Here is a 25424-nt window from a genome sequence, read left to right on the forward strand (position 1 = left end):
AGGTGTTCTTTACCTTTTTGGGAGGATTGGCTTGTGACCTCGAGGGGGTAGGCGCTGGAGCTAGACCGCTATCTAGATTCTAATAGCTATAATTTCTAGAAATTCAAAAAACTCCCGTCCCTTGTATACGAATATACAAGGGACGAGAGTTTGAGATTCCCGTGGTGCCACCCTAATTGAAGCTGCACACTTGTTGCTGCGCATGCTTCCACTTTTGACAGTTAACGCCTGTTCACGTTCAACTCCTAGTAAAGATGATCATCCCTTTCGGAGTGAAGCCTACGGAGTGTTCTTTCATTAAATCATCATGCAGAAATGATTTCAGCCCAAGTCATTTCCTCTCTATCCATGTGAACCTTAATTACTTTTCTCCATCTACGGTTATTGCTTTATTTATATAATAATACGTAGCAAGTATTATATTGTCAAGAACCTTCAAGAACGTTCCATATATTTCTTGAGCTTTCTTACATCCCTTACAGTCAGTCCAAACTCAGAAGCCATCTCAATCATATTCATACTCTGTTCCTTCTGCATAAAATCATGAAAATCAACACCATGAAGCTGATTATCCCCCTGCTGAACAGACATTGCTTTATCACTAAACCTCATCACCATCACCCTTTAACTTAATTTTTACTTATTCTTCCCAACACCCCCCAAAACATTCTTCTTCAGGTACCTTCTTTAGGTACCTGGTACCATCAAAAGACAGTTTTTAATTTTTGTCCATCTAAGGTGGACATTCTTTTGGAGGATTTTCTGAAAAAATTCATTAACAGGAGGTAATAAATACCTTAGAATAGAATAAATATAGTAGTTTTCCTTGAGATTTTGCGAGGGGAGGAGATGTTTTGCAAAAGAGAAGGTACTCTATATACCTGCTATGCTTTATTCTCTTGTTCGGGTTTCAACTCCCTGAGACAGGTACAAAAGCGGCAGGGGACACCATTACCATTTCAGCAGATCATTTGAATGTGAGAGAAGGTCCTGGCTTAAGCTATAAGGTGGTTGGCAAGGTAAACAAAGGAGACACCTTTTCCATTCAGAAAGTACAAGGAGACTGGTACCAAATTTCGATGAAAAACGGTACGGGCTGGGTCGCGGGCTGGCTTGTCACTAAGAATAAAGCTGTGAATGAAGCACGCACCGGTCAGGTTACGGCTGATGCATTAAGAGTCAGAACCAGGCCTGGGACAAGCTATCAGGTGGCAGGTTCATTGAAAAAAGGAGATACCATTAAAATTATCCAAGAAGATAACAATTGGTATGAAGTATCTACAGCTTTTGGAAAAGGGTGGGTCTCTAAAGATTATGTTCAAACTGGCTCTCCTTCAGGAAAAGCCCCGGCTAGTTCAGAGGGCAAAAGCGGACAAATAACAGCGGATTCCTTAAATGTCAGACAGGAACCATCGTTACAGTCAGATGTAATCGGGAAACTTGAAAAAGGATCAAAGGTAATCATCCTTGCTGAGCAAAATGGATGGACGAAAATCAGTTTTTCTAATAAGACAGCTTGGATTAGCAGTGATTATGTCAAAATCACAGGCAGAGGTCAAACCTCTGATGTACAGCAGCCACTAACTGCTGGAGCCGGTCCGCTTGCAGGTCAGGTTGGCAGTATTTCAGCTACGACTTTAAATGTGAGAGATTCAAATTCCTTGAACGGAAAAATTATCGGCAAAGTAACAAAAGGGGAAACATTTAAATTAATAGAGGAAAGAAACAACTGGGTTAAAATACAACTTAAAAATGGAACATATGGTTGGATAGCCGGATGGTACATAGAAAAATCTGCACAAACGACGAATAACTCAGATGAAGCAAAAAGCCAAATAACCATTCTTCATGATGGAACAAATATTAGGCAGGGACCCGATTTAAACACAGAGGTCATTTACCGTGCAAATTATGGTGAGTCTTTTTCAATAATCAACGCGCATCGTGACTGGTATGAGATCCAGCTGTCCGATGGCAAAAATGGATTTGTAGCGGGATGGATTGTATCGGCTAATGGGGCCATTCCGGATTCAGAAAAGCACGCTGCAGACGGCAGTTTAAGCAATAAAACGATTATGATTGATCCTGGCCATGGCGGACGAGATAACGGAACAACAGGCTCTAGCGGAACGATTGAAAAAAAATTAACGCTGCAGACAAGCAAGCTTTTGTACAACAAGCTGCGTGCTTCTGGGGCAAATGTCATTCTAACGCGAAACAGTGATACCTATCTGTCACTGTCAACAAGAGTAAGCATGGCTCATTATCAAAACGTGGATGCATTTATTAGTATTCACTATGATAGTGTAACGGATTCAACTGTTAAAGGAATGACAACATACTATTACAGCACTTCTCAAAAACCATTAGCCGCTTCGATTCATATGTCAACTCAGAATCAGACTAAGTTAAAAAATCGCGGCGTTCGCTTTGGTGACTATCATGTGTTAAGAGAAAATAGACAAAAAGCCGTACTAATTGAATTAGGGTATTTGAGCAATCCAACCGAGGAATTACTCCTAACTTCCAGCGGGTATCAAGAACAAGTAACCAACGGAATTCATCAAGGATTAATCCAATACTTTAAACAATTTTAGCTACAAAAAAAGAGAGCACTGAGCTCTCTTTTTCATTTCTATTTACTTTCAATAATTAGCGTTACCGGTCCATCATTGGTGAGCTGAACATCCATCATCGCTCCAAATTTTCCAGTTTCGACTTTAACACCTTTTTCGCGCAGCAGCCCGTTAAAGCCTTCATAGATTTCCAAAGCATGGTCTGGCTTGGCAGCTTCCATAAAGTTAGGTCTTCTCCCTTTTCGGCAATCCCCGTATAAGGTGAATTGTGAGACTGAAAGAATTTCTCCTCCAACATCGAGAAGAGAGAGATTCATTTTTCCATCTTCATCCTCAAAGACACGCAGGTTCACAATCTTATCCGCTAAATAAGCAGCCTCTTCTTTGCTGTCATCGTGAGTTACACCAACAAGGAGGACAAACCCTTTCTTAATCTTCCCTACAACATCGCCCTCTACCACTACTTGTGCTTCTTTACTGCGTTGTACCACTACCTTCATAACAGAACTCCTTTAATTCATTATTCTTCGAACAGCATAGATATCAGGAATTTGTTTAATCCGGTCTACTACTTTTTGCAGATGAGATACATTCTCTATTAAAATCGACATACTAATCGTTGCCATTTTATTGCGATCCGTTTTCCCAGTGACCGTTGAAATATTTGTCTTTGTTTCATTCACTGCCTGCAATACTTCATTCAACAGGCCTCTGCGGTCATACCCTGTAATTTCAATATCAACATTGTATTCTTTCCGTTCATTCAAGCCAGTTTCCCACTCAACAGGAATCAGTCTTGCTTTAGCATCTTCAGTATCAATATTGGTACAGTCAGAACGATGGACAGACACGCCTCGGCCCTTCGTAATAAAGCCGACAATGTCATCCCCCGGAACAGGACTGCAGCATCTGGAAAGTCGTATAAGCAGATTATCAATACCTGATACGCGTACACCTGACTCACGTTTTTTCTTTGTCGGTAATGGCTTTAATTCACTTACCGCATCTGAAATCGTAGCGACTTGTTCAAGATCCCGCTTTTTACGCCATTTTTCTGTTAACCGATTTGCCACCTGAAGAGCCGTTACACCGTTATAGCCTACCGCTGCATACATATCTTCTTCATTGGCAAAATTAAATTTCTCAGCCACTCTTTTAATATTATCAGGTGTTAAAATCTCTTTCAGATCAAACTCCATATTGCGGATTTCTCTTTCGACCTGTTCGCGGCCCTTCTCGACATTTTCTTCTTTTCGCTGCTTCTTGAAAAATGCCCTGATCTTATTTTTGGCCTGTGATGTTTGCGCTAACTTCAGCCAATCCTGACTAGGTCCATAAGAATGCTTTGAAGTTAGAATTTCAATAATATCGCCGGTCTTTAACTTATAATCAAGGGTAACCATTTTCCCATTCACTTTTGCACCGATCGTTTTATTGCCAATTTCAGAATGGATCCGATAAGCAAAATCAATCGGCACCGAACCTGCCGGAAGCTCCAGGACATCCCCTTTTGGTGTGAATACAAACACCATATCGGAGAATAGATCAATCTTCAACGATTCCATAAATTCTTCAGCATTCGCTGTTTCATTTTGAAATTCTAATATTTCGCGGAACCAAGTTAATTTTTCTTCTAAAGAAGAACCTTCATTAACTGATTTCCCCTCTTTATAAGCCCAGTGAGCAGCAACCCCGAATTCAGCAATTTGATGCATTTCAGATGTTCTGATTTGAACTTCAAGAGGATCTCCCTTAGGACCAATTACCGTCGTATGCAAGGATTGATACATATTAGGCTTCGGCATAGCAATATAATCCTTAAATCTTCCTGGCATAGGCTTCCAGCAAGTATGAATAATCCCAAGCACGGCGTAGCAATCTTTAATACTATTAACCACAATTCTTACGGCCAGCAGATCATAAATTTCGTTAAACTGTTTATTTTGAATAACCATTTTTCGATAAATACTATAAATATGCTTCGGACGTCCCGATATATCAGCATTGATTGATACATCTGCCAGAGAGCTCCGCATAATCTCGATGACTTCATCAAGGTACTGTTCGCGCTCCGCACGCTTCTTTTTCATGAGATTAACAATTCGATAGTATTGCTGTGGATTCAAATACCGCAGTGCAGTATCCTCTAATTCCCATTTAATTTTGGAAATTCCGAGTCGATGTGCAAGCGGCGCAAATATTTCCAATGTTTCATTCGCAATACGTCTCTGCTTTTCAGCTGGGAGATGCTTTAAGGTCCGCATATTATGAAGTCTATCAGCAAGCTTAATTAATATCACACGAATATCCTGAGCCATCGCCACGAACATTTTCCGGTGATTTTCAGCTTGTTGTTCTTCATGCGATTTATATCTAATTTTTCCGAGCTTCGTAACACCATCGACTAACATAGCCACTTCATCATTGAATTCCCTGCGGATATCATCCAGAGTTACCTCTGTATCCTCAACGACATCGTGGAGAAAACCTGCACCAACCGTATCTGGATCCATCTCCAAATCAGCTAGAATTCCAGCTACTTGAATGGGATGAATAATATACGGCTCTCCAGATTTTCGATATTGTTCACGATGTGCATGTCTAGCAAATTCATAAGCTTTTTTAACTAGTTCAACATGCTCATCATTTAAATATTTTCTAGTTTTATCGATGACTTGTTCGGCGGTTAGTACTTGGTCCTTCGCCATATAATCACCTTATCTATTTTAAAATTCATCTAATTGTTAAACATTTAACATTCTTTTTAAATTAGAATGATTGTTACTATTATCGAAAAAAAAATGACATATGTAAAGAGATACAGTACTCTTTTTCTTGGAAAATAAAGTTTTTGTCGAAATTTGAGTTAAAAACTACTATTTAAAGGGTTTTTTTACCATTTTAAATAAATATAAGGAATAAATAGTCATTCTTCCCATAACAGAAAAGAGCGCATCATACAGCGCTCTTCTTGTTAAACTTTAGTAGTGCATTAAAGTGAGGACGTCATAACCTTCTAGTTTCTTTCGTCCATCTAAGTAGCTTAGTTCTATTAAGAAAGCAATTCCTGCTACAACCCCGCCAAGTTCTTCAACGAGCTTAATTGTTGCTTCAATCGTTCCGCCTGTCGCAAGCAGGTCATCCGTAATTAGCACTCGCTGCCCTGGTTTAATAGCATCTTTATGAATCGTTAAGACATCCTTCCCGTACTCAAGGCCATAATCTACTTTTACCGTTTCACGAGGAAGTTTGCCTTCTTTACGAACAGGAGCAAAACCAATTCCTAAAGAATAAGCGACTGGACAGCCGATAATAAAGCCTCTTGCCTCAGGTCCAACGATAAGGTCAATATCTTTGTCACGTGCATATTCTACAATTTGATCGGTAGCATATCGATATGCATCACCATTGTTCATTAATGGTGTGATGTCTTTAAATTTAATTCCCTCTTTTGGCCAATCCTCTACAATTGCGATATGTTGTTTTAAATCCATTATAATTTAGCCTCCTCAAAATTAACCGACCCTTGTATCCTTTGATCAAACCAGCTTTTCAGCTGCTGATAGGAAGAATATAATAATTCACTTTCAAGAGCATATTGTGCTTGTTTTTGTTGATACGTAGGTGATTCAGATAAATCTTTCTTATTTACAACCTTATTTAAGGTGATAGATCCCTCATTTAAGGATATAAAATCTAATTCAAGAAACACTTGTGACATAAAGTCTATTGTTTCAAGAGACCAGCCGCGATATTTCGCTAGGGCATCTCCGTGTTTTTTCAAATCGAATGGAGCCTTTTTAGCAAGAAATGCATAATACCATTTGAAATGCTCTCTTGTTGGCATCGTACTAAAGAAGTCACTGTCCTTTTTATAAAAATGTGTGTAAATCCTTGCTGGGGTTTTGCCGGCAAATAAATGCTCTACGATTTCCATACTTGGCGGCATGTCCACAATGACAACATTTTCATCCGCAACCTCTAATTCTTTCGCCTGTTGAATGGTCTCAACTAGTAAGAACTCAACCTCTTTTTTCACATTAAACTTATTATGAAGTTCTTTATTAAAAATTACCCATTTTCCATTTGAAACGATATCATTTAATTTGTCCAGCTTCTTTTGGCCGCGATAGTCAAATAGTTGCCAATGAGCCACAGATAAATCTTTTACGAAAATCTGTGGTTTTCGTATGTTATTCCACTCATTAATCGATAGCTCTCCTATAACGGAAAGCTTCGATGAAGGAGAAACTTCCTCGAACACATGTCCAAGACCGAAACCAACCCCGTCTAGAGAGACACCCTCGTTTTCAAGTGTTAATTTTAGATGGTTTTGATTGGCACCTATCTTCTTAATTTGTGAAACAGCATTATCGCTAAGAAGTACTTTTGGTTTTGGATTACTCATCCCAAATGGCGCAAGAAGCTGCAGCTCTTCAATCGCTTTTATATGAACATCCTTTAACTGAACCTCGATATCAAGCTTAGTAACCGGTACAAAGTCTTCCGCTGTTAGCTGCTCAGTCGCTAGGGTATTTAATCGATTTCGGAGCTCATCTACATCATCAATTTTCAACGTCATTCCTGCAGCCATTGTATGCCCGCCGAAATGCGGTAAAATCTCACGGCATTGTGATAAATTTTTAAATAAGTCAAAGCCCTCGATGCTTCTCGCAGACCCTTTTGCCAAGCCCGTTTCTTCATCAAAACTTAATACAATTGAAGGCCGGTAAAACTTCTCAACCAGCTTTGATGCAACAATCCCGATTACACCTGAATTCCATCCAACATTGCCAACAACAATTACTGACGGTTTGTCAGAAGTATGGTGTTCCTCCACTTGCTTAATTGCTTCCTCGGCAATAGAGTTAACAATACCTTGTCTTTCCTTATTTAATTCTTCTATTTCTTCAGCGATACTTTCTGCTAAATAAGGATCATCTGCTAACAGTAAGTCAACAGCAGGATCGGCACTTTCTAGCCTGCCCACTGCATTTATTCTAGGAGCGATCGAAAAACCAATTGTTTCTTCATCTATCGCAGGCATCTCAACACCAGCAGTTTTGAATAGAGCCTTCAACCCAACTCTGTCTGTTTGTCTAAGTCTCTTAATTCCATGCTGAGCAATTAGTCGATTTTCTCCTACTAGCGGAACTAAATCAGCAATTGTCCCAATAGCCGCTAACTCTAGCAAATGCTCAGGAACTTTTTCATATAATGCATGAGCCATTTTCAGCGCAACCCCTACACCCGCTAAATCCTTAAAGGGATAGGGACTATTTTCAAGCTTAGGATGGATGATGGCTAGTGCTTCTGGGAGTTCTGGACCTGGTTCATGATGGTCAGTAATGATTAAATCGACGCCAAGTTCTTTAGCGACCTTAGCTTCGTGAATCGCAGCAATCCCTGTATCCACAGTAATAATCAAACGAATTCCACTTTCAGCAGCATAGCGGAAAGCCTGCTCATTTGGCCCATAGCCTTCTGTAAAACGATTTGGTATATAAAACTGTACATGTGCACCTAAATCTTGAAGTGTAACCATCATGACTGATGTACTGGTCACACCATCCGCATCATAATCACCAAATATTAAAATAGGTTCCTGTTCTTCAATGGCTTTCTTTATACGATTTACAGCAGCATCCATGCCCGTCATCAAATACGGGTCATGAAAGGTTTGCCCTTTATTATATAAAAACGAATGTGCTGCCTCAGGGGCGTCAATTCCACGCTTCACTAATAATGACGCTACAAGAGGCGTAATTCCTAGTTCTTTCACAAGTCTATCAGTCTTATCTTGATCAGCTTGCTGGAAAGTCCATCGTGTTTTCGGTTTTAGCATACGTTCACCCCTCAACTTTTCTATTATACAGGAGGGGTACTTCTTAAACAACAAAAACAGCGAGCTAAGCCGCTGTTACATTATACCTTAAATGATATTAAAGTCGACAGAAGAATCAGGGTTGTATGGATTGATATGCACAAAGACATTTTGAATATTTTTTTGTTCCATTAGCCTCTTTTTCACTTCTTTTCCAACTTTATGTCCTTCCTCTACTGTCATGTGGGGATCAACAGAAATTTTGAGATCTACGATTACGTAATGACCATGAACTCTTGCGTGCAGGACATCGATTTTCTTAACATCCTCTACCTCTTCCACGATTTTTCGAAAATCAACTGTTTCTTCCTCCTGAAGAACTTGATCAAGTGTATTATAGATAGATTCCTTTCCAAGCTGAAACGCCATTTTTAGAATAAATAACGAAACGAATATTCCGGCAACCGGATCTGCATAGACAAGCCAGCCTATCTGAAAAAACTCCCCAGAAATGGCAAATCCAATCCCTATTAAAGCAGCAAGAGAAGAATAAACATCCGAACGATGGTCATAGGCTGTAACGATTAAAGCATCGCTATTTAATTTTTTCCCAAGCTTATATGTATAGCGAAACATTCCTTCTTTTACGATAATCGAAGCGATCACTGCGTAAATCGCAAATGTTTTTGGCGCTTCAATCGGTTCAAAGAACGCTTCAAACGAGGACTTTCCAATTTCAAACCCAACTAATACTAATAACACAGCCACAATAATGGCAGCGATCGATTCTGCTTTCCCGTGTCCATATGGATGTTCTTCATCCGGAGGCTGCTTTGCTGCTCTCAAGCCCACAAATACAACTAATGAGCCCGCTACATCGGAAGCAGAATTCACAGCATCAGCAACCAGTGCTCGGCTGTTTGCAGATACCCCTACAATATACTTTAAGACGGCTAATAAGAGGTTCCCTGCAATTCCGACCTTTGCCACAAATTCAGCTTTCTTAAAACGTGCATCATTCTCCAACCTTACAACTCCCCTTCTGAATTTCCTTCGTTTAGTGTACCCCAAAATTACCCTGTATGATTACGAACCTTAAGTTTTAAAGACAAAAAAACCGCAGAAGGTCTGCGGTTTTTTGCTGCGACTATACTTGTGGTTCATCACTAACTTTTTTCTTCTCTTTATATGTGATGAGCACGCCTTTTTCTTTCAATTCTTTCGCTTTCCATACATACCAAAGCTGTGCGGCTAAACAAATGGAAGAGTAAACACCTGCTAACATTCCTATAAATAAGGCGAATGCAAAGTTACTAATGGCATCACTTCCAAAGACTAGGATCGCAAGAACTGCTAAAATCGTTGTTAAAGATGTATTAATAGATCTTGTCAATGTCTGGCGCAAGCTTGTATTGACAACATCCTGCAGTTCTTCAACTGTTTTAATCTTTTTCCTCTTGCGGAGATTTTCACGTATTCGGTCAAAGGTAACGATTGTATCGTTAATGGAATAACCGACAATCGTTAAAACGGCCGCTATGAAGGTCAAATCAACCTCAAGTCTTGTAATGCTGAAGAAGGCAATAATGAAAAACGCATCATGTACAAGGGCAATGACAGATGGAATTGCCATCTTCATTTCAAAGCGAACCGTTACATAAATGATAATCCCTATAGAGGCGATCACAACTGCAATCGCTGCATTCTTCGCCAGTTCTCTTCCAACTGTTGGCGATACGGTACTGACATTCGGTTCAGATCCATATTCTTCTAAGAAGTTGGATTTTAACTGTGCAATTTCGTCTTGTGTGAGCTCATCTTTTAAGCGTGCTACACCGATATTGCTATCTTCACCAGAGATAACGATATCATCTGTTTCGATGCCATTTTCTTTCAGCTTCTGCTGATATTCATCTGCCGTAAGCGCAGAGTTTGCTTGGATTTCAATCCGCGTACCGCTGGTAAAGTCAATTCCTAAGTTTAAACGGAAGATACCTAAGCTTATTAAGCCTGCTAGCACCATGATTCCACTTATTACAAAAAACTTTTTACGATGCTTTACTAAGTCCCATTTATCAAACTTAGTTGGCAAGTCGATTGTATCAAAGTTTTCCGCAATGTCTTTCATATCTTTTTGCTTTACCCCAAACCATCCTGGCTTTTTATTAAAGAGGTTGCTGTTGACCCATAATCCCAAAAGCCATCTTGTACCATACACAGCTACGAGAAAGCTGACTAAAATACTAACGATTAATGTAGTCGCAAAGCCTTTAACAGAGCTTGTTCCATAGATAAATAGTACAATCGCTGCTAAAATCGTTGTCAAATTGGCATCAAGAATGGTTGATAATGAGTTGCTGTTCCCTGCTTTAAAGGCTGCTTTAAGACTTCTGCCAACCTTTAATTCTTCTTTAATCCGTTCAAATGTGATGACATTTGCATCCACTGCCATCCCTACACCGAGAATTAATGCTGCAATCCCCGGCAGGGTCAGGACAGCATTCATCCAATCAAAAATAAGAAGCGTTAAGAATGTGTAGATAATTAAGGTTGCAACAGAAATAAATCCTGGGAATCGATAATAAAGGATCATAAACACAAAGATTGCCAAGATCCCGATAACCCCAGCTATCACCGTTGATTCAAGTGCCTGTTCACCAAACTGCGCGCCAACAGAAGTAGAATAAATTTCTTCAAGTTCTACAGGCAGGGCACCTGCGTCCAATAGATTGGCCAATGTTTGGGCTTCTTCAACCGTAAAGCTCCCAACAATCGAAACCGTGCTTTGGTTAAATATTTGGTTTACAGTCGGAGCAGAAAGATATTTTGGATCTTCTTTCCCGAGTTCAGCTGCAAAGGAGTCTACTCCTTCTTCAAAATCAAGCCAGATTACCAGCAGATTATTAGGAGCTCCCATGTTGACAATCTTCTCTGTTACTTCTTTGAACTTGTCCGCACTTTTGAGTTTAATGGATACACTTGGCTGACCATTTTCATCGAAGGTTTGTTCTGCACCGCCTTCAACTAGATCTTTTCCATCCATCATCAAATTATCATTAACATCACGAAAAGAAAGATGCGCTTCTGTAGAAAGCATTTCACGGGCTTGGTTCTGGTCTTCTACCCCCGCGAGCTGAACGCGTATCCTGTTCTCTCCTTCTATTTGGATGCTTGGTTCACTTACACCAAGAACGTTAATCCGATTATTCAGCGCTTCGGCCGTACTTGTCATAATCTCTTCATTAATTTCTTGACCTTCTTCTGGGATGACTTCATAAAGAACTTCAAATCCACCTTGAAGGTCCAAGCCTAGTTTTATATTACCTAGAATATCTTTGAATGTTACCCCTACGGTTGAACCGATTAATAAAAGAATTAAAAAGAAGGCAACTATTCGACTCCGTTTTACCATTATGTAAAAATCCTCCTTAGGTTAAGCCAACATGTTTTTAGCAGAAAAACATGTTAAAAAGCAAATGAAAATAAAAAGCCAATATTGACATTATGAAATAGATTAGATATGCTGTCAATTTTATATGTAACCATTACTGCGAGTAAATTATGGAACAAGACAATTACTTAAACAGCTCCTTAAAGTCCTCCACATCAGATGCCCCTAAATCCGGTGATTTAAGAGCTTCTACGGTTGCAAACCCCATATACTCACCAGGTGTTACCGACAAAATATCATCAACTAACTCAAAAAGTTTTTTTTCATTTTTCTCCTTCTTCCATTTCTTTTTTGTTAAATATGTCCATAATTGTTCTTCATCCACCGTTTCATATCCAAGCAGTGCAAACTCTTCTAGTTTACTTCTCAAAGCAGGCTGTACCAATTCACGAAATTCATCAAAACGACTGTTACTCACAGCCACCGCCCCCTGTAACTCTTTTTTAGAAAAAGAAATTTTCAGCTACAACTTGTCATGCTTTGTCCACTTCTATGCATATAGATAATTGTATATGATTACACCTATTTTGAGAAGGACGGGAGCCTAATGTCAAAGTTTTTAAAAGGGACCATAGTCTTATTAATTGCCGGATTTGTCACAAGAATTCTTGGATTTATTAATCGCATAGTCATTGCCCGCTTCATTGGTGAAGAAGGCGTAGGACTTTATATGATGGCATTTCCCACTCTGATGCTTGTCATAACCATTACCCAGCTAGGCTTGCCCGTTGCCATCTCAAAGAGAGTGGCTGAAGCGGAAGCCCAAGGGGACTTTAAGAAGATCAAACAAATCCTAGTCGTTTCTTTAACCACTACTTTTTCACTATCGCTGATTTTTACACCTATTTTGTTTCTATCTGCACCTTACTTATCTGAGACAATTTTCACTGATGATCGGACAAGACTGCCGCTTCTTGCCATTGCACCAATTGTACCGATTGTAGCGATCTCATCGGTGATTCGAGGATATTTCCAAGGCAGACAGAATATGAAGCCCGCTGCCTATTCACAGGTTATTGAACAAATTGTACGGATCACTCTCATTGCTCTTTTAACAAAAATGTTCTTGCCATACGGTATTGAGTTTGCAGCAGCTGGTGCGATGCTTGCTTCTGTACTAGGGGAATTAATTTCACTTTTATATCTATTTACAACATTTAAATTGAAAAAGAAATTTCCCGTTAGAAAGAGTTTTTTCAAGCATGTAAAAGAAGGGAAAAAAACGTTCGGCGAACTAATGGGGATTGGTCTTCCGACGCTCGGAAGCAGATTAATTGGGAACCTCTCTTGGTTTTTAGAACCAATTGTTGTTGCACATAGTTTGGCCATTGCCGGCGTTTCTGCCATGCTGGCAACAAAGCAATATGGCTCCCTTACAGGTTTGGCAATGCCGCTTCTTTTCTTGCCATCCTTCATTACTTATTCCTTGTCAACATCACTTGTTCCAGCAATCAGCGAGGCAAACTCGAAAGGTGACAAGGCATTGATCGAATACCGATTGCAACAGGCACTACGGTTTGTTTTCTTAACAGGCGGTCTTGCTATTATCATTATGTATGTTCTTGCTAACCCTTTAATGGAACTTATGTACGGTTCTGCTAGCGGTGCCTATTTTATTAAATTAATGGCTCCTTTCTTTATTTTTCATTATTTGCAAAGCCCTCTTCAAGCTGTCTTACAGGCACTTGATCTTGCAAGAGCAGCGATGATCAACAGTTTAATTGGTTCGGTTGTCAAGCTGGCTGTCATTTTTGGACTTGCAAGTCAGGCTTCATTTGGAATCAATGGAGCAGCGATTGGCATTATTGTTGGGATTGTTTTAGTAACCTTGCTTCACTTTGCTACCGTTCTAAAAAAGATTTCTTTTACCTTTTATGTAAGAGACTACTTAAAATCATTTATAACCATCGCCCTGTCCGGATGGCTCGGATCGATAACTTTTCAATTTTTGTCTGTTGAGGTAAACAGCATTAGTAAAATTATGATAACTGCTTTAGCCATTAGTTTATCCTACATTGTTTTCTTACTGCTGTTTGGCTTAGTTACAAAAAAGGACCTAAGGAGAATACCAAAAGTCGGCCCCGCATTATCATGGCTTGCTTTTAAGTAAGGTTAAAAAAGGCGGCATATCTGCCTCCTTTTTTAATTCACATCATTAAAATCTATAAAAAACTTTCCATCCTGGAAACTGCAAAAGGAAATGTCATTGTATTCTGTTAACCCCCGCTTTTGCAGCTGGCGTTCCAGCCAAGCTCTACTTTTTTCAATCCTTTCTAGGTTTTTTTCTTGGATCACTCCATCAATAATCAGAGGAATGGTAATCCCTTTCGTTTTTGGGTCTTTTTCGAATACCGATAATTTCCCGGAAGTCTCTAGAATGGCAAACTCAACGTCGGCAATGTTGCGAACATTTTTTTCGCGAAGCTGCAGCAATAAATCATCAAAATTATATCGCTGCTGTTTCATCTGTTCTTCATCAATTTTACCGTCATTGATGATCACCACTGGCTTTCCTTCGACGATATCTCGAAATTTCTTACTCTTTAAAGAAACGAGGGCAAGACTAATTTGAATTGCCATTAAAAACAGCATCGGAATAATAGAGTGGATTAAAATTCTTTGAGGTTCCTCGATTGCCGTAACAGCCATCTCCGCGATCATGATGTAGACGACTAAGTCTAATATACTTAATTCACCGATTTCTCTTTTTCCCATCGCCCGAAAAATGAGGATGATCAGGGCATACAAAAATAAGGTTCTTGCTAAAATCAGAAGGACCCCGTCCAATTTAATCCCCCTTCCAAGACATATTCCTTCTTAATATGTGCATGATGAACGAAAATCACTAAGCTCAATTTTTTCCTCTTTCGTTCAACATGGAATCTTCCAACAGTAAAAAAATAATTCCATTCTATTTTATCTCCAAAATGAATATGCATGTACTAAGAAAAGAAACAAGCTTATGATTATTATGATCAAGCTTTTCTGAAAGGAGATGGTTACGATAGAAGAGTCAAAAAACTATGGAAATGCCGTACTTTTCGGGATTATTGCTATTTTTCTACTACTAATTGTTAGCAGTTTGGTCGTATCAATTGTCTTAAAGTTTACAGCAACGCAAGAATCATCACTAGAATTTATTACAACAGCAATCTCTTTTGTCACCTTATTTGCTGGGGGATTTATCGCAGGCGGAAGAGGAAAGCAAAAGGGTTGGTTAATTGGGGCATTGACGGGGCTGACTTACACACTGATTATCTTTTTATTTCAGTACCTAGGATATGACAGTTTATTCTCCATAGAGCAGATTATTTATCATATCTGTTATATTTTAACGGCCATGATGGGTGGAATTTTAGGAGTTAACATGAGCACACCTAAAACACGAAATGCATAGAAGAAAGAAGCGCCTTCCAGGAAGAAGGCGCTTCTTTTCATCTTAGCTCTTTGCTAACATATCACTTGATTTTTCAACTACTTCACGCACTGCTGCACGATCGTATGTAAGACGGCTGCCATCACCGCATTTAATGACAATTTTACCTTCATCAATGGCATCAACGATTCCATGAAGGCCGCCGATTGTCACAACCTTATCGCCTTTTTTCAGCTCATTTTGCATAGTCGCAACAGCTTTCTGACGCTTTTGCTGCGGACGAATTAACAAGAAGTAAAAAATGACGAACATCAATATTAGTGGACCTATTGTTCCCAGCATTTCCATAACCTTTAGTTCCTCCTTTCTTATATCGCTCTTTCAATTGTACTCAGAAATTTTTGGCATTTGGCTCATTGAAGCCGTATTTTTCAAAAAATTCTTCGCGGAAGTCACCCAAACGATCTTCTCGGATCGCTTCTCGGACTTGCTCCATTAATTTTAGCAGAAAATATAGATTATGATAAGTTGTAAGTCTTATTCCGAATGTTTCATCGCAGCGAATTAAATGACGAATGTAGGCACGGCTGTAATTACGGCATGTATAACAATCACAATGCTCATCAATTGGACCAAAATCACGAGCATATTTCGCATTTTTCACAACCAGTCGTCCCTGGCTTGTCATTAAAGTACCATTACGTGCAATTCTTGTAGGAAGCACACAGTCAAACATATCCACACCGCGTATTGAACCATCGATTAAGGAATCCGGCGACCCTACTCCCATTAAGTACCTAGGCTTTCCTGCAGGCAGCAGCGGAGTCGTATATTCCAGCATTCGATTCATAATATCCTTTGGTTCACCTACAGATAAGCCGCCAATGGCATAGCCCGGAAAGTCTAAAGACACAAGATCCTGAGCACTTTGTTTACGTAATTCTTCAAACTCTCCACCTTGAACAATGCCAAACAAGCCCTGGTCTTCCGGACGCTGATGAGCTTTCAAACATCTCTCTGCCCATCGGGATGTCCGCTCAACAGATTTTTTCATATATTCAAATGTCGCTGGAAATGGCGGACATTCATCAAAGGCCATCATGATATCAGAACCAAGTGCATTTTGAATTTCCATTGCTTTTTCTGGTGATAGAAATAGCTTGTCTCCATTTAAATGATTTCGAAAATGTACGCCTTCTTCCTCAATTTTACGGAACTCACTAAGACTAAATACTTGGAATCCCCCAGAGTCTGTCAAAATCGCACGATCCCAATTCATAAACTTATGAAGTCCTCCTGCTTCTTTGACAATCTCATGGCCAGGACGAAGCCATAAATGATAGGTATTACTTAGGATAATCCCGGCACCCATCTGCACCAGTTCCTCCGGAGACATCGTTTTCACAGTGGCCAATGTGCCCACAGGCATAAATACAGGTGTTTCAAAAGAACCATGGGGTGTATGTACTCTGCCAAGTCTTGCTCCAGTTTGCTTACATGTTTTGATTAACTCATAGCGTATTGCCGTCAATGTCGTTACGACCTCCTGCTTTTTTCAAAAATATAATGAAGTTAAATAATCAGCATTGCATCACCAAAGCTAAAGAAACGATATTTCTCCTCCACAGCCGTGTTATAGGCATGCAGAACATGTTCTCTCCCCGCTAAGGCGCTAACTAACATGATTAGTGTGGATTTTGGTAAATGAAAATTTGTAATCATCCCATCAATCGCTTTAAATTGGTATCCAGGATAGATAAAAATACTGGTCCAGCCGCTTTCAGAAACAAATTGCCCATCATGAGCACTTGCAATGGTTTCAAGTGTTCTCGTTGAGGTTGTACCAACGGTAATAATTCTTCCGCCGTTTTCACGAACTTCATTTAGAAGTCTTGCTGTTTCTTCCGATACTTGATAAAATTCCGCATGCATTTCATGTTCATTTACATCGTCAACACTAACCGGCCGGAATGTCCCAAGTCCTACATGCAGCGTAATAAATGCAATATGTACTCCCGCTTCACGTATTTCTTCAAGAAGCTCTTCAGTAAAATGAAGTCCTGCTGTGGGCGCTGCTGCAGAGCCGCGCTCCCTCGCAAACACCGTTTGATACCTTTCACGATCTTCTAATTGTTCTTTTATGTATGGCGGCAGAGGCATTTCACCGAGCTGCTCAAGGATTTCGTAAAAAATTCCTTCGTATTGGAATTTGACCAATCTGCCTCCATGATCTGATTCACCAACACAAACCGCTTTTAATAATCCATCACCAAATGAAATCATCGATCCTTCTTTGATTCTTTTCGCTGGTTTCACTAATGTTTCCCACGTATCGTCTTCTGTCTGCTTCAAAAGTAGGACCTCAATCTTAGCACCTGTATCCTCTTTTACACCGAACAGTCTCGCTGGAAGAACTCTTGTATCATTTAATACAAGACAGTCTCCCTCTTTTAAAAATTCCTTAATATGGCTAAAGCTGCTATGCTCAATGTGGCCATTTTCTTTATTTAAGACCATTAGCCGGCTTTTCGTCCGTTCTGCTAGTGGTGTTTGTGCAATTAATTCTTCTGGTAAATGGAAATCAAATAATTCTACTTTCAATGATGTCACCCTGTTCTTAAGCTTATTAACGAAATTTGCCGATAAAGTAAAAAATGAGAGATAGCACGATGCTGATCAATAGGGATGTGACAATCGGAAAATAAACAGTCGTATTCCCTTTTTTAATGACAATGTCGCCAGGCAGCTTCCCAATGTGGATAAATTGCATCAGAAAGCCAATAACAAATATTACACCGCCAATGATCATTAAAAACTTAGCCATCCCCGTCACTTCCCGGCACCTCCATCTGAAAATGCTCATACACTAGCCGAGTAACCACACGGCCCCTTGGAGTTCTTTGCAAAAACCCAATCTGTAAAAGATATGGTTCATACACATCTTCAATCGTATGTGCTTCTTCTCCAATACTAGCGGCAATCGTGTCAAGTCCGACTGGACCGCCTCGAAACTTTTCAATAATGCCTCTTAATAATTTATGGTCAATATGGTCCAAACCTAAACGGTCTACTTGCAGAAGCTCTAGGGCTTCCATGGCAAGACGAATGTCAATTTCGCCGTTTCCTCTCACTTGAGCAAAGTCGCGGACCCTGCGCAGCAATCTGTTCGAAATTCTCGGCGTACCTCTGGACCTTTTTGCTATTTCAACAGCTGCCTGCTCCTCAATGGACACGCCGAATACTTCCGCTGTTCTCAGAACGATCTCCTTTAACTGCTCTTCTTGATAATATTCCAATCTGCTTAAAACTCCAAATCGATCCCGTAAAGGAGCAGACAAAGAACCCGCCCTTGTCGTTGCTCCGACCAAAGTAAAAGGCGGCAAATCAAGACGAATCGACCTTGCACTTGGCCCTTTTCCTATGACGATATCTAAGCAGAAATCCTCCATGGCTGGGTAGAGCACTTCCTCGATCGAACGCGGAAGACGGTGAATTTCATCAATGAATAATACATCGCCAGGTTCCAGTGCTGTTAGTATCGCCGCTAAATCTCCTGGCCGTTCAATCGCCGGCCCTGCAGTAGTGCGGATATTTACACCCATTTCATTAGCAATAATGACTGCAAGAGTCGTTTTTCCAAGTCCGGGAGGCCCATAAAGCAAGACATGGTCCAACGTTTCGTTTCGAAGCTTAGCAGCTTCAATAAACACTTCGAGATTTTCTTTTACGGCAGTCTGGCCAATATACTGTTTTAAGGTTTGAGGACGTAAACTCTGTTCAAAAGATAAATCCTGGATGTCTGCCTCTCCCGAAATAATACGATCCTCCATCAATTCTCCCCCTTAAAAAATTCTATTTTAAAAGCAATTGAAGAGCTCTCTTAATATACTGGTCAGTTGTTAAACTTTCTTTTTGCAGTTCAGGAGAGATCCTTTTAATCTCTTTTTCTGAATACCCAAGCGACTTCAGTGCAAGAGTAGCCTCTTCAAGCTCTTGGCTGCTCTCTATTGAAGGCCGTTCCCCTTTTTCAGGAGAGAACAAAGTTGGGAAGAAGTCGGGAACGACATCCTGCAATTTCCCTTTTAAATCCAAGATCATCTGCCTCGCTGTTTTTTTCCCTACACCAGGAAACTTAACCAAGAAACCTTCGTCTTCATTTTCAATTGCATCTACCACTTGCTCAGGCTCCCCAGAAGCTAAGATTGCTAAAGCACCTTTAGGGCCAATTCCTGATACATTTAATAGTTTAGTAAACAGCGTTTTTTCCTGCCTCGATTGAAATCCATATAGAGCCATAAGATCTTCTCTTACATAATGATATGTATAAATCGTAACTTCTTCACTAAGCTCTTTTGAAAAGATAAAAGGATTTGGAGTAGAAATTTGAAATCCAATTCCCCTCGTTTCCAAAACGACAAATTCAGGCCCAACATACTCGACCTTGCCTTTAATAAATTCGATCAATTCTATTCGCCCCTCTAATTTGCTGTAAACCATTGTACCATACTATTTTAAAAGTAACGAAAAGAAAACATATGTTTCAGGCAGAGCAAACAGAAAAAAAAGAACCGTTTTCCTTCGGTTCTTAATTTGCCTGCTTTTCTTGTATCGTATAATTCTTAAAAGTCTCTAACACCTCTACATACCGATCTTTATTTTTTATTGGAATCCCTTCCTTCAGTTCTTCATGCTTTCTGCTTTCAAGCCTCCCCACATCCAATTGGAAAAAGGATTGAATAATGTTTGCTTTTCTCGGCTTTCCATTATAAATAGTTAAGATTCCGTCATCGGTAATTCCAAAGTAACCATTTGCTTTTAACAGCGGGGAAATATCATCTATATGCTCTCGAAACACTACCTTTTTTTCTTCCATATCGATGAGCTCCCAATTTTCATATTTCGCCCAAAAGTCTTCTAGAGAATAGACGATTTCTTGATACATCTCTTGACTTAATTCTCCGTCTAAATACAGTCTCTCTAGGACGACTGTTACTTCAAAAGCATCCTTTGTATTCTCCGTATTCGCATGGACAATCACCTGGTGATCTGTGTCATAAAAATAAACATAAGCAAATGCAAATAAAATGACAATCGTTTTCCAAGGAATAAAACTTTTGGTTCTCAATCTGATCACCTCATTTAATACATGCATGTAAAAATAGCATCATTCAATAATATTGTGACCACTATTTCAAATAATATCCATTTAAAAATCAACACTCTAGAAAAAGAAAAAGAGCAAAGCCCAAGGCCTTACTCTTAGTCGACTCAACTTATTATCTTAATACATTGTTTGAAACAAATTCTTAATATCTTTTTCGACTTGATCTTTTGGTCCGCCATCTCGAAGTGTATTATCGATACTCTTAATGCGGCTATAATCCGACTCTTTCGTGAGAATCTTTAAAGATTTTCCAGCTAAACTAGGCTCAACCGCGCTCCTAATTTTATTCACTGTCTCTTTTTCACGATGATAATCCTTTAATACGGCAGCGAGAATCACCTTATTTTCGTGAATAACCGCCCGTGCATCATTGACGTTTTCAATAGAAGCAGCTTTACTGGAAATTGTCTTCATCAAATTGCCTTCGTAAGCTGTGAAATAAGAGCTTCTAGCTCCTCCATTTATATCGTTGAGATGCCCATGATAATTGATATCATTTCTGCTAAATTTCTGAGCTCGTGGAGCGTTTGTATTTCTTGTACCCGTTTCATTGCCGTTTTCTTTATTTTGATTTCTTTCCGTTCCAAAGGTATGGTCCATGAATTCAGTTAAGGGACCATCATTTTCCTCATTCATTCTCACATTCCCGCCGTTATTGCCGTGGTTTTCATTGGAATAGTACCCGATCGGAATAACCTCATCCGCTTCCCGATCCCCAGCAGCTCCATCATTATTTCCACAGCCGGTGAGTCCTATGGTGAGTACTGTCGCTAAGGGCAGAGCATATATTTTACTTTTCAATCGAAATACCCCCTCCGCCAATTTAAGAGCAATACAATTGCTCGTTATTAGAGTGTGAGGGAATCTCTATTTTCATGCTGTCAGTTACGCCCATCTCTATTTATTTTAGTATTGATTTCAGTTCTCTAACAAATTTTATTCTTTCTGGAAATTGTCCAGCAGTGAAATCGAGGATTTTTCGAACCTTTGTGGGATCATCATAATGACGTTCGCGTATTAATCTGTTCCATTCGCGAAAGATATCAGTAGGAAATGCGAGAGCATATAAAAAACCTTTTTCTTTCAAAAATGGTTTCAATTCGTTCATATCCAAAAGCCTATCCAGCGACCAATTCAAATACGGAAGAATACGGTTAGCATATTGTAGGATATCATTGCTTTCATGCCCGAGGCTGATTAAATCAAAATCGATAAGAAATAATTGATCATTCCTAGAACGTATAAAGTTATGATGAGCGACATCGCCATGGAGAATGACTTTTGGTCCTTTCTGAAAGTTGTCTATTTCTTTTTCAAGCCCCTTTAGTGACCAATCCGCCCATTTTAACCATTCGTCCATTATTTCCTTTTGTACAAAAAACCTAATGACTGAGGTATTTGTTAAAAACTTCCCTGTTCTTTCCCTCCACTTATCTAGCAGCTTGTAACTACCCATAATCGTGCCGTAACGCTTAGCAAATTTAGAAGTTATCTGGTGGTACTCACGTAATAAGCTTAACCCTTCTAATCGGTCCTTTTCTGCTTCGTAGGAAAAAATTGGTTCAGATGGTGTTATATACTCTAAACAGCCATAATAAGTTTGTTCAAAAAATAAAGGCGGGTCTAATGCATGATCAACAAAAGAGTATGTGTTTTTAAATCCTTCTTTTTTTAAGGTGGCTGTAAAAGTTTCTTGAAGTTTTAATCGATGATAAGATGAAAAACCTTTCAGGATAAAGATATCCTCCTCGCCCTCAATTAAATAGACCTTTTTTCGGATGGGAGTAATGGCCTTCACATGAAAGGGAAACACATCATCTAAATAGGAGAGGAGACGATTATAAAATAAATCGTCTCCTGGAACATTAATCTTCATTCTCTTCGTCTTCACTCATGTTTCTTGGCATACCATATCCTGCTCCCATTGGTCCATATGGATTCATGAATGGAGGGCTTGCCATTTGCTGGCCATAAGGCTGTGCTTGAAACTGCTGCTGTCCTGGACCAAATCCTCCTGGACCTCCCCCATAAGGAGCTGGATTGAATCCTCCCGGCATCCCTTGTGAATAAGGATCAGGACCATACTGTGCGGAAGATGGCGGTCCATAACTACCAACTAAATGCGAGCCGCCACAACCACAATCATCACTTACGCCTTGAACAGCCGGAAATGGCTGGTTAGGTGCAAAAGGCATCTGATGAGGCATATTTCCACCATACATATCAGGTGCATCATAAGGATCAACTGCTCCTTGCACCTGTGGCATTGCCGGATACCCTTGGTATGGCTGCGGATATGGCGGTACCGGGCCAGGTCCTGGCATTACCGGAGAGATTGGATATAAAGGGCCCCCAAATGGCGGACAAGGATATGGCGCCTGCATCATTGGTGATTGCATCATCGGTGATTGCATCATTGGCGCCTGCATCATTGGTGCTGCATTCGGCATATGCGGCATCCCCGCATCGTTAAAGTCTTGAGCACCCATAACGCTAGGCATTTGTCCCGCATTTGGCATTGATGGCATTTGCGGCATAAATGGAGATGATTCATCATCATAATATGAATTCTGAACTCCAGCTACTTCTGGATATCCCCCGTGCTGCATTGGTGCTTGCATCATTGGCTGCTGCATCATTGGTGATTGCATCATCGGTGATTGCATCATCGGATGCTGCATCATTGGATCCTGCATTGGCGGATAATGACCCCCATGAAATTGCGGGCATCCCCCTTGGTGACCTAGACCGCTTCCTGGCATTACCGGAGAGATTGGATACATTGGGTGTTGATATGGATACATAGGCTGTTGATAACCTCCTTGGGTAATATTCATCGATGATTCTTCAAAAGTTTCTTCCTGATCCGGTGTATAAGGCTTAATCTCAGGTAAGATATTCTTAGGCTTTGGCGGCAGCTGAGGCGGCATTTTTGGTTGTGACTGTTCTGCCGCTTGTTGTTCAACTTTCAGATTCGCCATATTCATCATGTAATAATTATTAATATCGATATCCGGAATCACTGGTTTTGGCATTTTAGGAACAAATGGTTTCTTGGGAACTTCTGCTTTAGGAGCTTCCATCTTGGGAGCTTCCACTTTAGGAGGAGCCGGCTTCACAGGAGCTTTTTTCACTTCCTTAGGAGTCTCTATTGGTTCCTCGATGGACTCTTCCTCCATAATTGGTTCCTTTGGCGGAGGCGGAGGCGGCGCAGGCTTTGGCTGCTCCTTCACAATTGGCTGCTCTTTTTTCGGCATTTCCTTCTTAGCACCTATATTGATAGCTCCCGGTTTTCCGCCTATCGGAGCTTCTTTTTTTACGCTTCCTCCAGCGGATGGGACTTTAATTTTCATTCCGGGCATAATCATATCAGGATTGCTGAGCTGAGAGTTCATCTTCTTTAGCTCTTCAAAATTCACGCCGTACTTCTTGGCGATTTCCCAAAGAGTATCCCCTTTCTGTACGATATGGATCTTCACTCTGATTTCCCTCCTATACATAAAGTGAAACTTCCATCGGTTGTTGTTATTCAAGCGATGATTAGGAACAAATCGAGCCTCTACGAGCAGTTCCTGCTGCCTGCTTCATTTACATGAACGAAACAGGGAAATGCTGTACAGGACATGAAACTCTAGTTCAGCTAAAACTGCGATTGATCTGAAATGATTAAACTGATTTTAAAAAATGATTCATGTAGTCAACTGCCCGTTTTCGATAAGTCCATATAGCATATGAAAGTGTGGGCAAATTGCTAACAATCTTCAAAAAAACTTATGCTTATTTTTTATGCTTTATGAATATACAAAAAAAATCCTTTCTAAAAAGAAAAGATTTTTCCATGATTACATGACTTTATTACTGTTGTCTCATGCAGGAAACGCATCGTTACTATAGTTAGAATTTTTTATGAAATCTCCAGCATTCTTGATAGCGCTTGAACAGCAGATTTTGCTATTTCATCTGGAACTTTAATGATATTTTGCTCTACACCCTTCTCAATAGAGTCCAAACACCAAACTAAATGAGGGAGATCAATTCTATTCATTGTTAAACATGGACACATATTCGGATTTAACGAGATAATTTGTTTATCAGGATGCTGAGCTATTAGGCGTTTCACAAGATTCATTTCTGTTCCGATAGCCCAAGCACTGCCAGGTTCTGCTTTTTCAATTGTTTGTATAATAAAGTTTGTCGAGCCTGCCAGATCTGACAGTTGTACAACTTCTCTCCTGCATTCCGGATGAACAATGATGTTCATATCAGGATAATCTTCACGAACACTTTTCACATTTTCTACCGTAAAGTTTTCATGTACAGAGCAATGTCCTTTCCATAAAATTACTTTTACATTCTCTGCCGGCCCATCAAAGATGAGCTGATTATGGATGGGATCCCAAATTGCCATTTCTTCTAATCCTATTCCTAAATTATAGGCTGTGTTTCTTCCTAAATGCTGATCAGGTAAAAACAGCATTCTCTCTTTTTCTCCCAGTGCCCAGCTCACAATTTTTTCTGCATTAGATGAAGTGACCGTCGCCCCTCCATTATCTCCAACAAATGCTTTAATGGCAGCAGTTGAATTGACATAAGTTAATGGAATAATGGTATCCCCAAATATCTCTTGAAGCTTGGTCCAGGCTCTTTCTGTTTGATAAATGTCAGCCATATCAGCCATTGAACAGCCAGCACGCATATCAGGCAGATAGACCTTTTGATTACGATCTGTTAATATATCCGCTGTTTCTGCCATAAAATGAACACCGCAAAACACAATATACTCCGCTTCACGATTTTCCGCAGACAGTTGGGCAAGCTTGAGAGAATCTCCTGTATCATCTGCAAACTGAATGACCTCATCTTTTTGATAATGGTGCCCTGGGATATATAATTTTTTACCTAATTTCGCTTTTACTTCACGGACTCTGTTTTCTAGTTCTTGTGTTGTCATCTTTTTATAGTTTTCAGGAATGATATTGGTTTTACTCTCCAATGTTTCAAAAATATTCATCCTGCCCTTCCCCCATTCTCCC

The 25424-nt window shown here is 39.9% G+C and carries 22 protein-coding genes, 1 pseudogene and 1 other annotated feature; of the genes and pseudogenes, 3 read left to right on the top strand and 20 right to left on the bottom strand.

Annotated elements, in window-relative coordinates:
* Positions 1–135 precede the first annotated feature (135 nt).
* Positions 136–387, bottom strand: a binding site (T-box leader).
* A 48-nt stretch (positions 388–435) separates the two neighbouring features.
* Entirely contained in the window at positions 436–612 is a 177-nt protein-coding gene (locus tag CZ487_RS27300; protein WP_202617863.1) for a hypothetical protein, read from the bottom strand.
* 242 nt (positions 613–854) lie between these two features.
* Between CZ487_RS27300 and CZ487_RS20230 the strand changes: the two genes are divergently transcribed.
* A complete protein-coding gene (locus CZ487_RS20230; RefSeq protein WP_077214085.1) occupies positions 855–2597 on the top strand; it encodes an N-acetylmuramoyl-L-alanine amidase family protein in 1743 nt (580 codons plus the stop codon).
* Between the two features lie 38 nt (positions 2598–2635).
* Here CZ487_RS20230 and dtd read toward each other — a convergent pair whose 3' ends face one another.
* The 7 genes from dtd to CZ487_RS20265 form a co-directional block, all read right to left on the bottom strand.
* Complete coding sequence (dtd, locus tag CZ487_RS20235) at positions 2636–3076, bottom strand: D-aminoacyl-tRNA deacylase (protein WP_077214086.1); 441 nt, start codon at positions 3074–3076, stop codon at positions 2636–2638.
* Positions 3077–3088: 12 nt separating this feature from the next.
* Positions 3089–5284, bottom strand: coding sequence for a RelA/SpoT family protein (locus CZ487_RS20240; RefSeq protein ID WP_077214087.1), 2196 nt, complete (start codon positions 5282–5284; stop codon positions 3089–3091).
* Positions 5285–5557: 273 nt separating this feature from the next.
* Positions 5558–6070 (bottom strand): adenine phosphoribosyltransferase, encoded by a 513-nt coding sequence (locus CZ487_RS20245; protein WP_077214088.1) that lies wholly within the window; start codon positions 6068–6070, stop codon positions 5558–5560.
* Positions 6070–8421 (bottom strand): single-stranded-DNA-specific exonuclease RecJ, encoded by a 2352-nt coding sequence (gene recJ, locus CZ487_RS20250; RefSeq protein ID WP_077214089.1) that lies wholly within the window; start codon positions 8419–8421, stop codon positions 6070–6072. The genes CZ487_RS20245 and recJ overlap by 1 nt, the downstream gene beginning before the upstream one ends.
* An 87-nt stretch (positions 8422–8508) precedes the next feature.
* Entirely contained in the window at positions 8509–9426 is a 918-nt protein-coding gene (locus tag CZ487_RS20255) for a cation diffusion facilitator family transporter (RefSeq protein WP_077214090.1), read from the bottom strand.
* A 121-nt stretch (positions 9427–9547) separates the two neighbouring features.
* Entirely contained in the window at positions 9548–11812 is a 2265-nt protein-coding gene (secDF, locus tag CZ487_RS20260) for a protein translocase subunit SecDF (protein ID WP_077214091.1), read from the bottom strand.
* 163 nt (positions 11813–11975) lie between these two features.
* Entirely contained in the window at positions 11976–12269 is a 294-nt protein-coding gene (locus CZ487_RS20265) for a post-transcriptional regulator (RefSeq protein ID WP_077214092.1), read from the bottom strand.
* Between the two features lie 129 nt (positions 12270–12398).
* On the opposite strand from CZ487_RS20265, the gene spoVB reads away from it, so the two are divergent.
* Positions 12399–13961: a stage V sporulation protein B gene (gene spoVB, locus CZ487_RS20270; RefSeq protein ID WP_077214093.1), complete on the top strand. Its 1563-nt coding sequence runs from the start codon at positions 12399–12401 to the stop codon at positions 13959–13961.
* A 32-nt stretch (positions 13962–13993) separates the two neighbouring features.
* Here the strand turns inward: spoVB and CZ487_RS20275 are convergent, their stop codons facing one another.
* A complete protein-coding gene (locus tag CZ487_RS20275) occupies positions 13994–14638 on the bottom strand; it encodes a DUF421 domain-containing protein (RefSeq protein WP_077214094.1) in 645 nt (214 codons plus the stop codon).
* Positions 14639–14846: 208 nt separating this feature from the next.
* Here CZ487_RS20275 and CZ487_RS20280 point away from each other — a divergent pair, with 208 nt between their 5' ends.
* On the top strand, positions 14847–15248 hold the full coding sequence (locus CZ487_RS20280; protein WP_077214095.1) for a TIGR04086 family membrane protein: 402 nt from the start codon (positions 14847–14849) through the stop codon (positions 15246–15248).
* Between the two features lie 42 nt (positions 15249–15290).
* Here the strand turns inward: CZ487_RS20280 and yajC are convergent, their stop codons facing one another.
* The 11 genes and pseudogenes from yajC to nadA all read right to left on the bottom strand — a co-directional run bounded on the left by yajC (position 15291) and on the right by nadA (position 25402).
* Positions 15291–15575, bottom strand: coding sequence for a preprotein translocase subunit YajC (yajC, locus tag CZ487_RS20285; RefSeq protein WP_077214096.1), 285 nt, complete (start codon positions 15573–15575; stop codon positions 15291–15293).
* 43 nt (positions 15576–15618) lie between these two features.
* Positions 15619–16758, bottom strand: coding sequence for a tRNA guanosine(34) transglycosylase Tgt (gene tgt, locus CZ487_RS20290; protein WP_077214097.1), 1140 nt, complete (start codon positions 16756–16758; stop codon positions 15619–15621).
* A gap of 41 nt (positions 16759–16799) precedes the next feature.
* On the bottom strand, positions 16800–17828 hold the full coding sequence (queA, locus tag CZ487_RS20295; RefSeq protein ID WP_077214098.1) for a tRNA preQ1(34) S-adenosylmethionine ribosyltransferase-isomerase QueA: 1029 nt from the start codon (positions 17826–17828) through the stop codon (positions 16800–16802).
* Positions 17829–17853: 25 nt separating this feature from the next.
* Positions 17854–18051 carry a DUF2905 domain-containing protein gene (locus CZ487_RS20300; RefSeq protein ID WP_419865733.1) on the bottom strand — a complete coding sequence of 66 codons (198 nt, stop codon included), beginning with the start codon at positions 18049–18051 and terminating at the stop codon, positions 17854–17856.
* Positions 18044–19057 carry a Holliday junction branch migration DNA helicase RuvB gene (gene ruvB, locus CZ487_RS20305; RefSeq protein ID WP_077214100.1) on the bottom strand — a complete coding sequence of 338 codons (1014 nt, stop codon included), beginning with the start codon at positions 19055–19057 and terminating at the stop codon, positions 18044–18046. The genes CZ487_RS20300 and ruvB overlap by 8 nt, the downstream gene beginning before the upstream one ends.
* 22 nt (positions 19058–19079) lie before the next feature.
* Positions 19080–19691, bottom strand: a complete 612-nt coding sequence (ruvA, locus tag CZ487_RS20310; RefSeq protein ID WP_077214101.1) for a Holliday junction branch migration protein RuvA — start codon at positions 19689–19691, stop codon at positions 19080–19082.
* A gap of 121 nt (positions 19692–19812) precedes the next feature.
* Entirely contained in the window at positions 19813–20352 is a 540-nt protein-coding gene (locus CZ487_RS20315) for a BofC C-terminal domain-containing protein (protein ID WP_237562922.1), read from the bottom strand.
* Between the two features lie 156 nt (positions 20353–20508).
* Positions 20509–21192 (bottom strand): YhcN/YlaJ family sporulation lipoprotein, encoded by a 684-nt coding sequence (locus tag CZ487_RS20320; protein ID WP_077214103.1) that lies wholly within the window; start codon positions 21190–21192, stop codon positions 20509–20511.
* A gap of 100 nt (positions 21193–21292) precedes the next feature.
* The gene (locus tag CZ487_RS20325; RefSeq protein ID WP_077214104.1) at positions 21293–22267 is read right to left on the bottom strand and encodes a phosphotransferase; all 975 of its coding nucleotides are present in this window, start codon (positions 22265–22267) and stop codon (positions 21293–21295) included.
* Between the two features lie 1425 nt (positions 22268–23692).
* Positions 23693–23870, bottom strand: a pseudogene (safA, locus tag CZ487_RS28055) (SafA/ExsA family spore coat assembly protein); the annotation flags it as partial.
* Positions 23871–24295: 425 nt separating this feature from the next.
* Positions 24296–25402 carry a quinolinate synthase NadA gene (nadA, locus tag CZ487_RS20335; RefSeq protein ID WP_077214106.1) on the bottom strand — a complete coding sequence of 369 codons (1107 nt, stop codon included), beginning with the start codon at positions 25400–25402 and terminating at the stop codon, positions 24296–24298.
* Between the last annotated feature and the right edge of the window lie 22 nt (positions 25403–25424).

Origin of the sequence: Robertmurraya dakarensis, assembly GCF_900156875.1 — a bacterium.
Lineage (GTDB): Bacteria > Bacillota > Bacilli > Bacillales > Cytobacillaceae > Robertmurraya > Robertmurraya dakarensis.

Bases quoted from the DNA above. Each gene is read 5' to 3' on its own strand.
- CZ487_RS20245 (WP_077214088.1), bottom strand. From the start codon at position 6,070: ATGGATTTAAAACAACATATCGCAATTGTAGAGGATTGGCCAAAAGAG.
- CZ487_RS20325 (WP_077214104.1), bottom strand. From the start codon at position 22,267: ATGAAGATTAATGTTCCAGGAGACGATTTATTTTATAATCGTCTCCTC.
- nadA (WP_077214106.1), bottom strand. From the start codon at position 25,402: ATGAATATTTTTGAAACATTGGAGAGTAAAACCAATATCATTCCTGAA.
- recJ (WP_077214089.1), bottom strand. From the start codon at position 8,421: ATGCTAAAACCGAAAACACGATGGACTTTCCAGCAAGCTGATCAAGAT.
- CZ487_RS20240 (WP_077214087.1), bottom strand. From the start codon at position 5,284: ATGGCGAAGGACCAAGTACTAACCGCCGAACAAGTCATCGATAAAACT.
- CZ487_RS27300 (WP_202617863.1), bottom strand. From the start codon at position 612: ATGAGGTTTAGTGATAAAGCAATGTCTGTTCAGCAGGGGGATAATCAG.
- yajC (WP_077214096.1), bottom strand. From the start codon at position 15,575: ATGGAAATGCTGGGAACAATAGGTCCACTAATATTGATGTTCGTCATT.
- CZ487_RS20300 (WP_419865733.1), bottom strand. From the start codon at position 18,051: ATGGCTAAGTTTTTAATGATCATTGGCGGTGTAATATTTGTTATTGGC.
- CZ487_RS20280 (WP_077214095.1), top strand. From the start codon at position 14,847: ATGGTTACGATAGAAGAGTCAAAAAACTATGGAAATGCCGTACTTTTC.
- dtd (WP_077214086.1), bottom strand. From the start codon at position 3,076: ATGAAGGTAGTGGTACAACGCAGTAAAGAAGCACAAGTAGTGGTAGAG.
- spoVB (WP_077214093.1), top strand. From the start codon at position 12,399: ATGTCAAAGTTTTTAAAAGGGACCATAGTCTTATTAATTGCCGGATTT.
- secDF (WP_077214091.1), bottom strand. From the start codon at position 11,812: ATGGTAAAACGGAGTCGAATAGTTGCCTTCTTTTTAATTCTTTTATTA.
- ruvB (WP_077214100.1), bottom strand. From the start codon at position 19,057: ATGGAGGATCGTATTATTTCGGGAGAGGCAGACATCCAGGATTTATCT.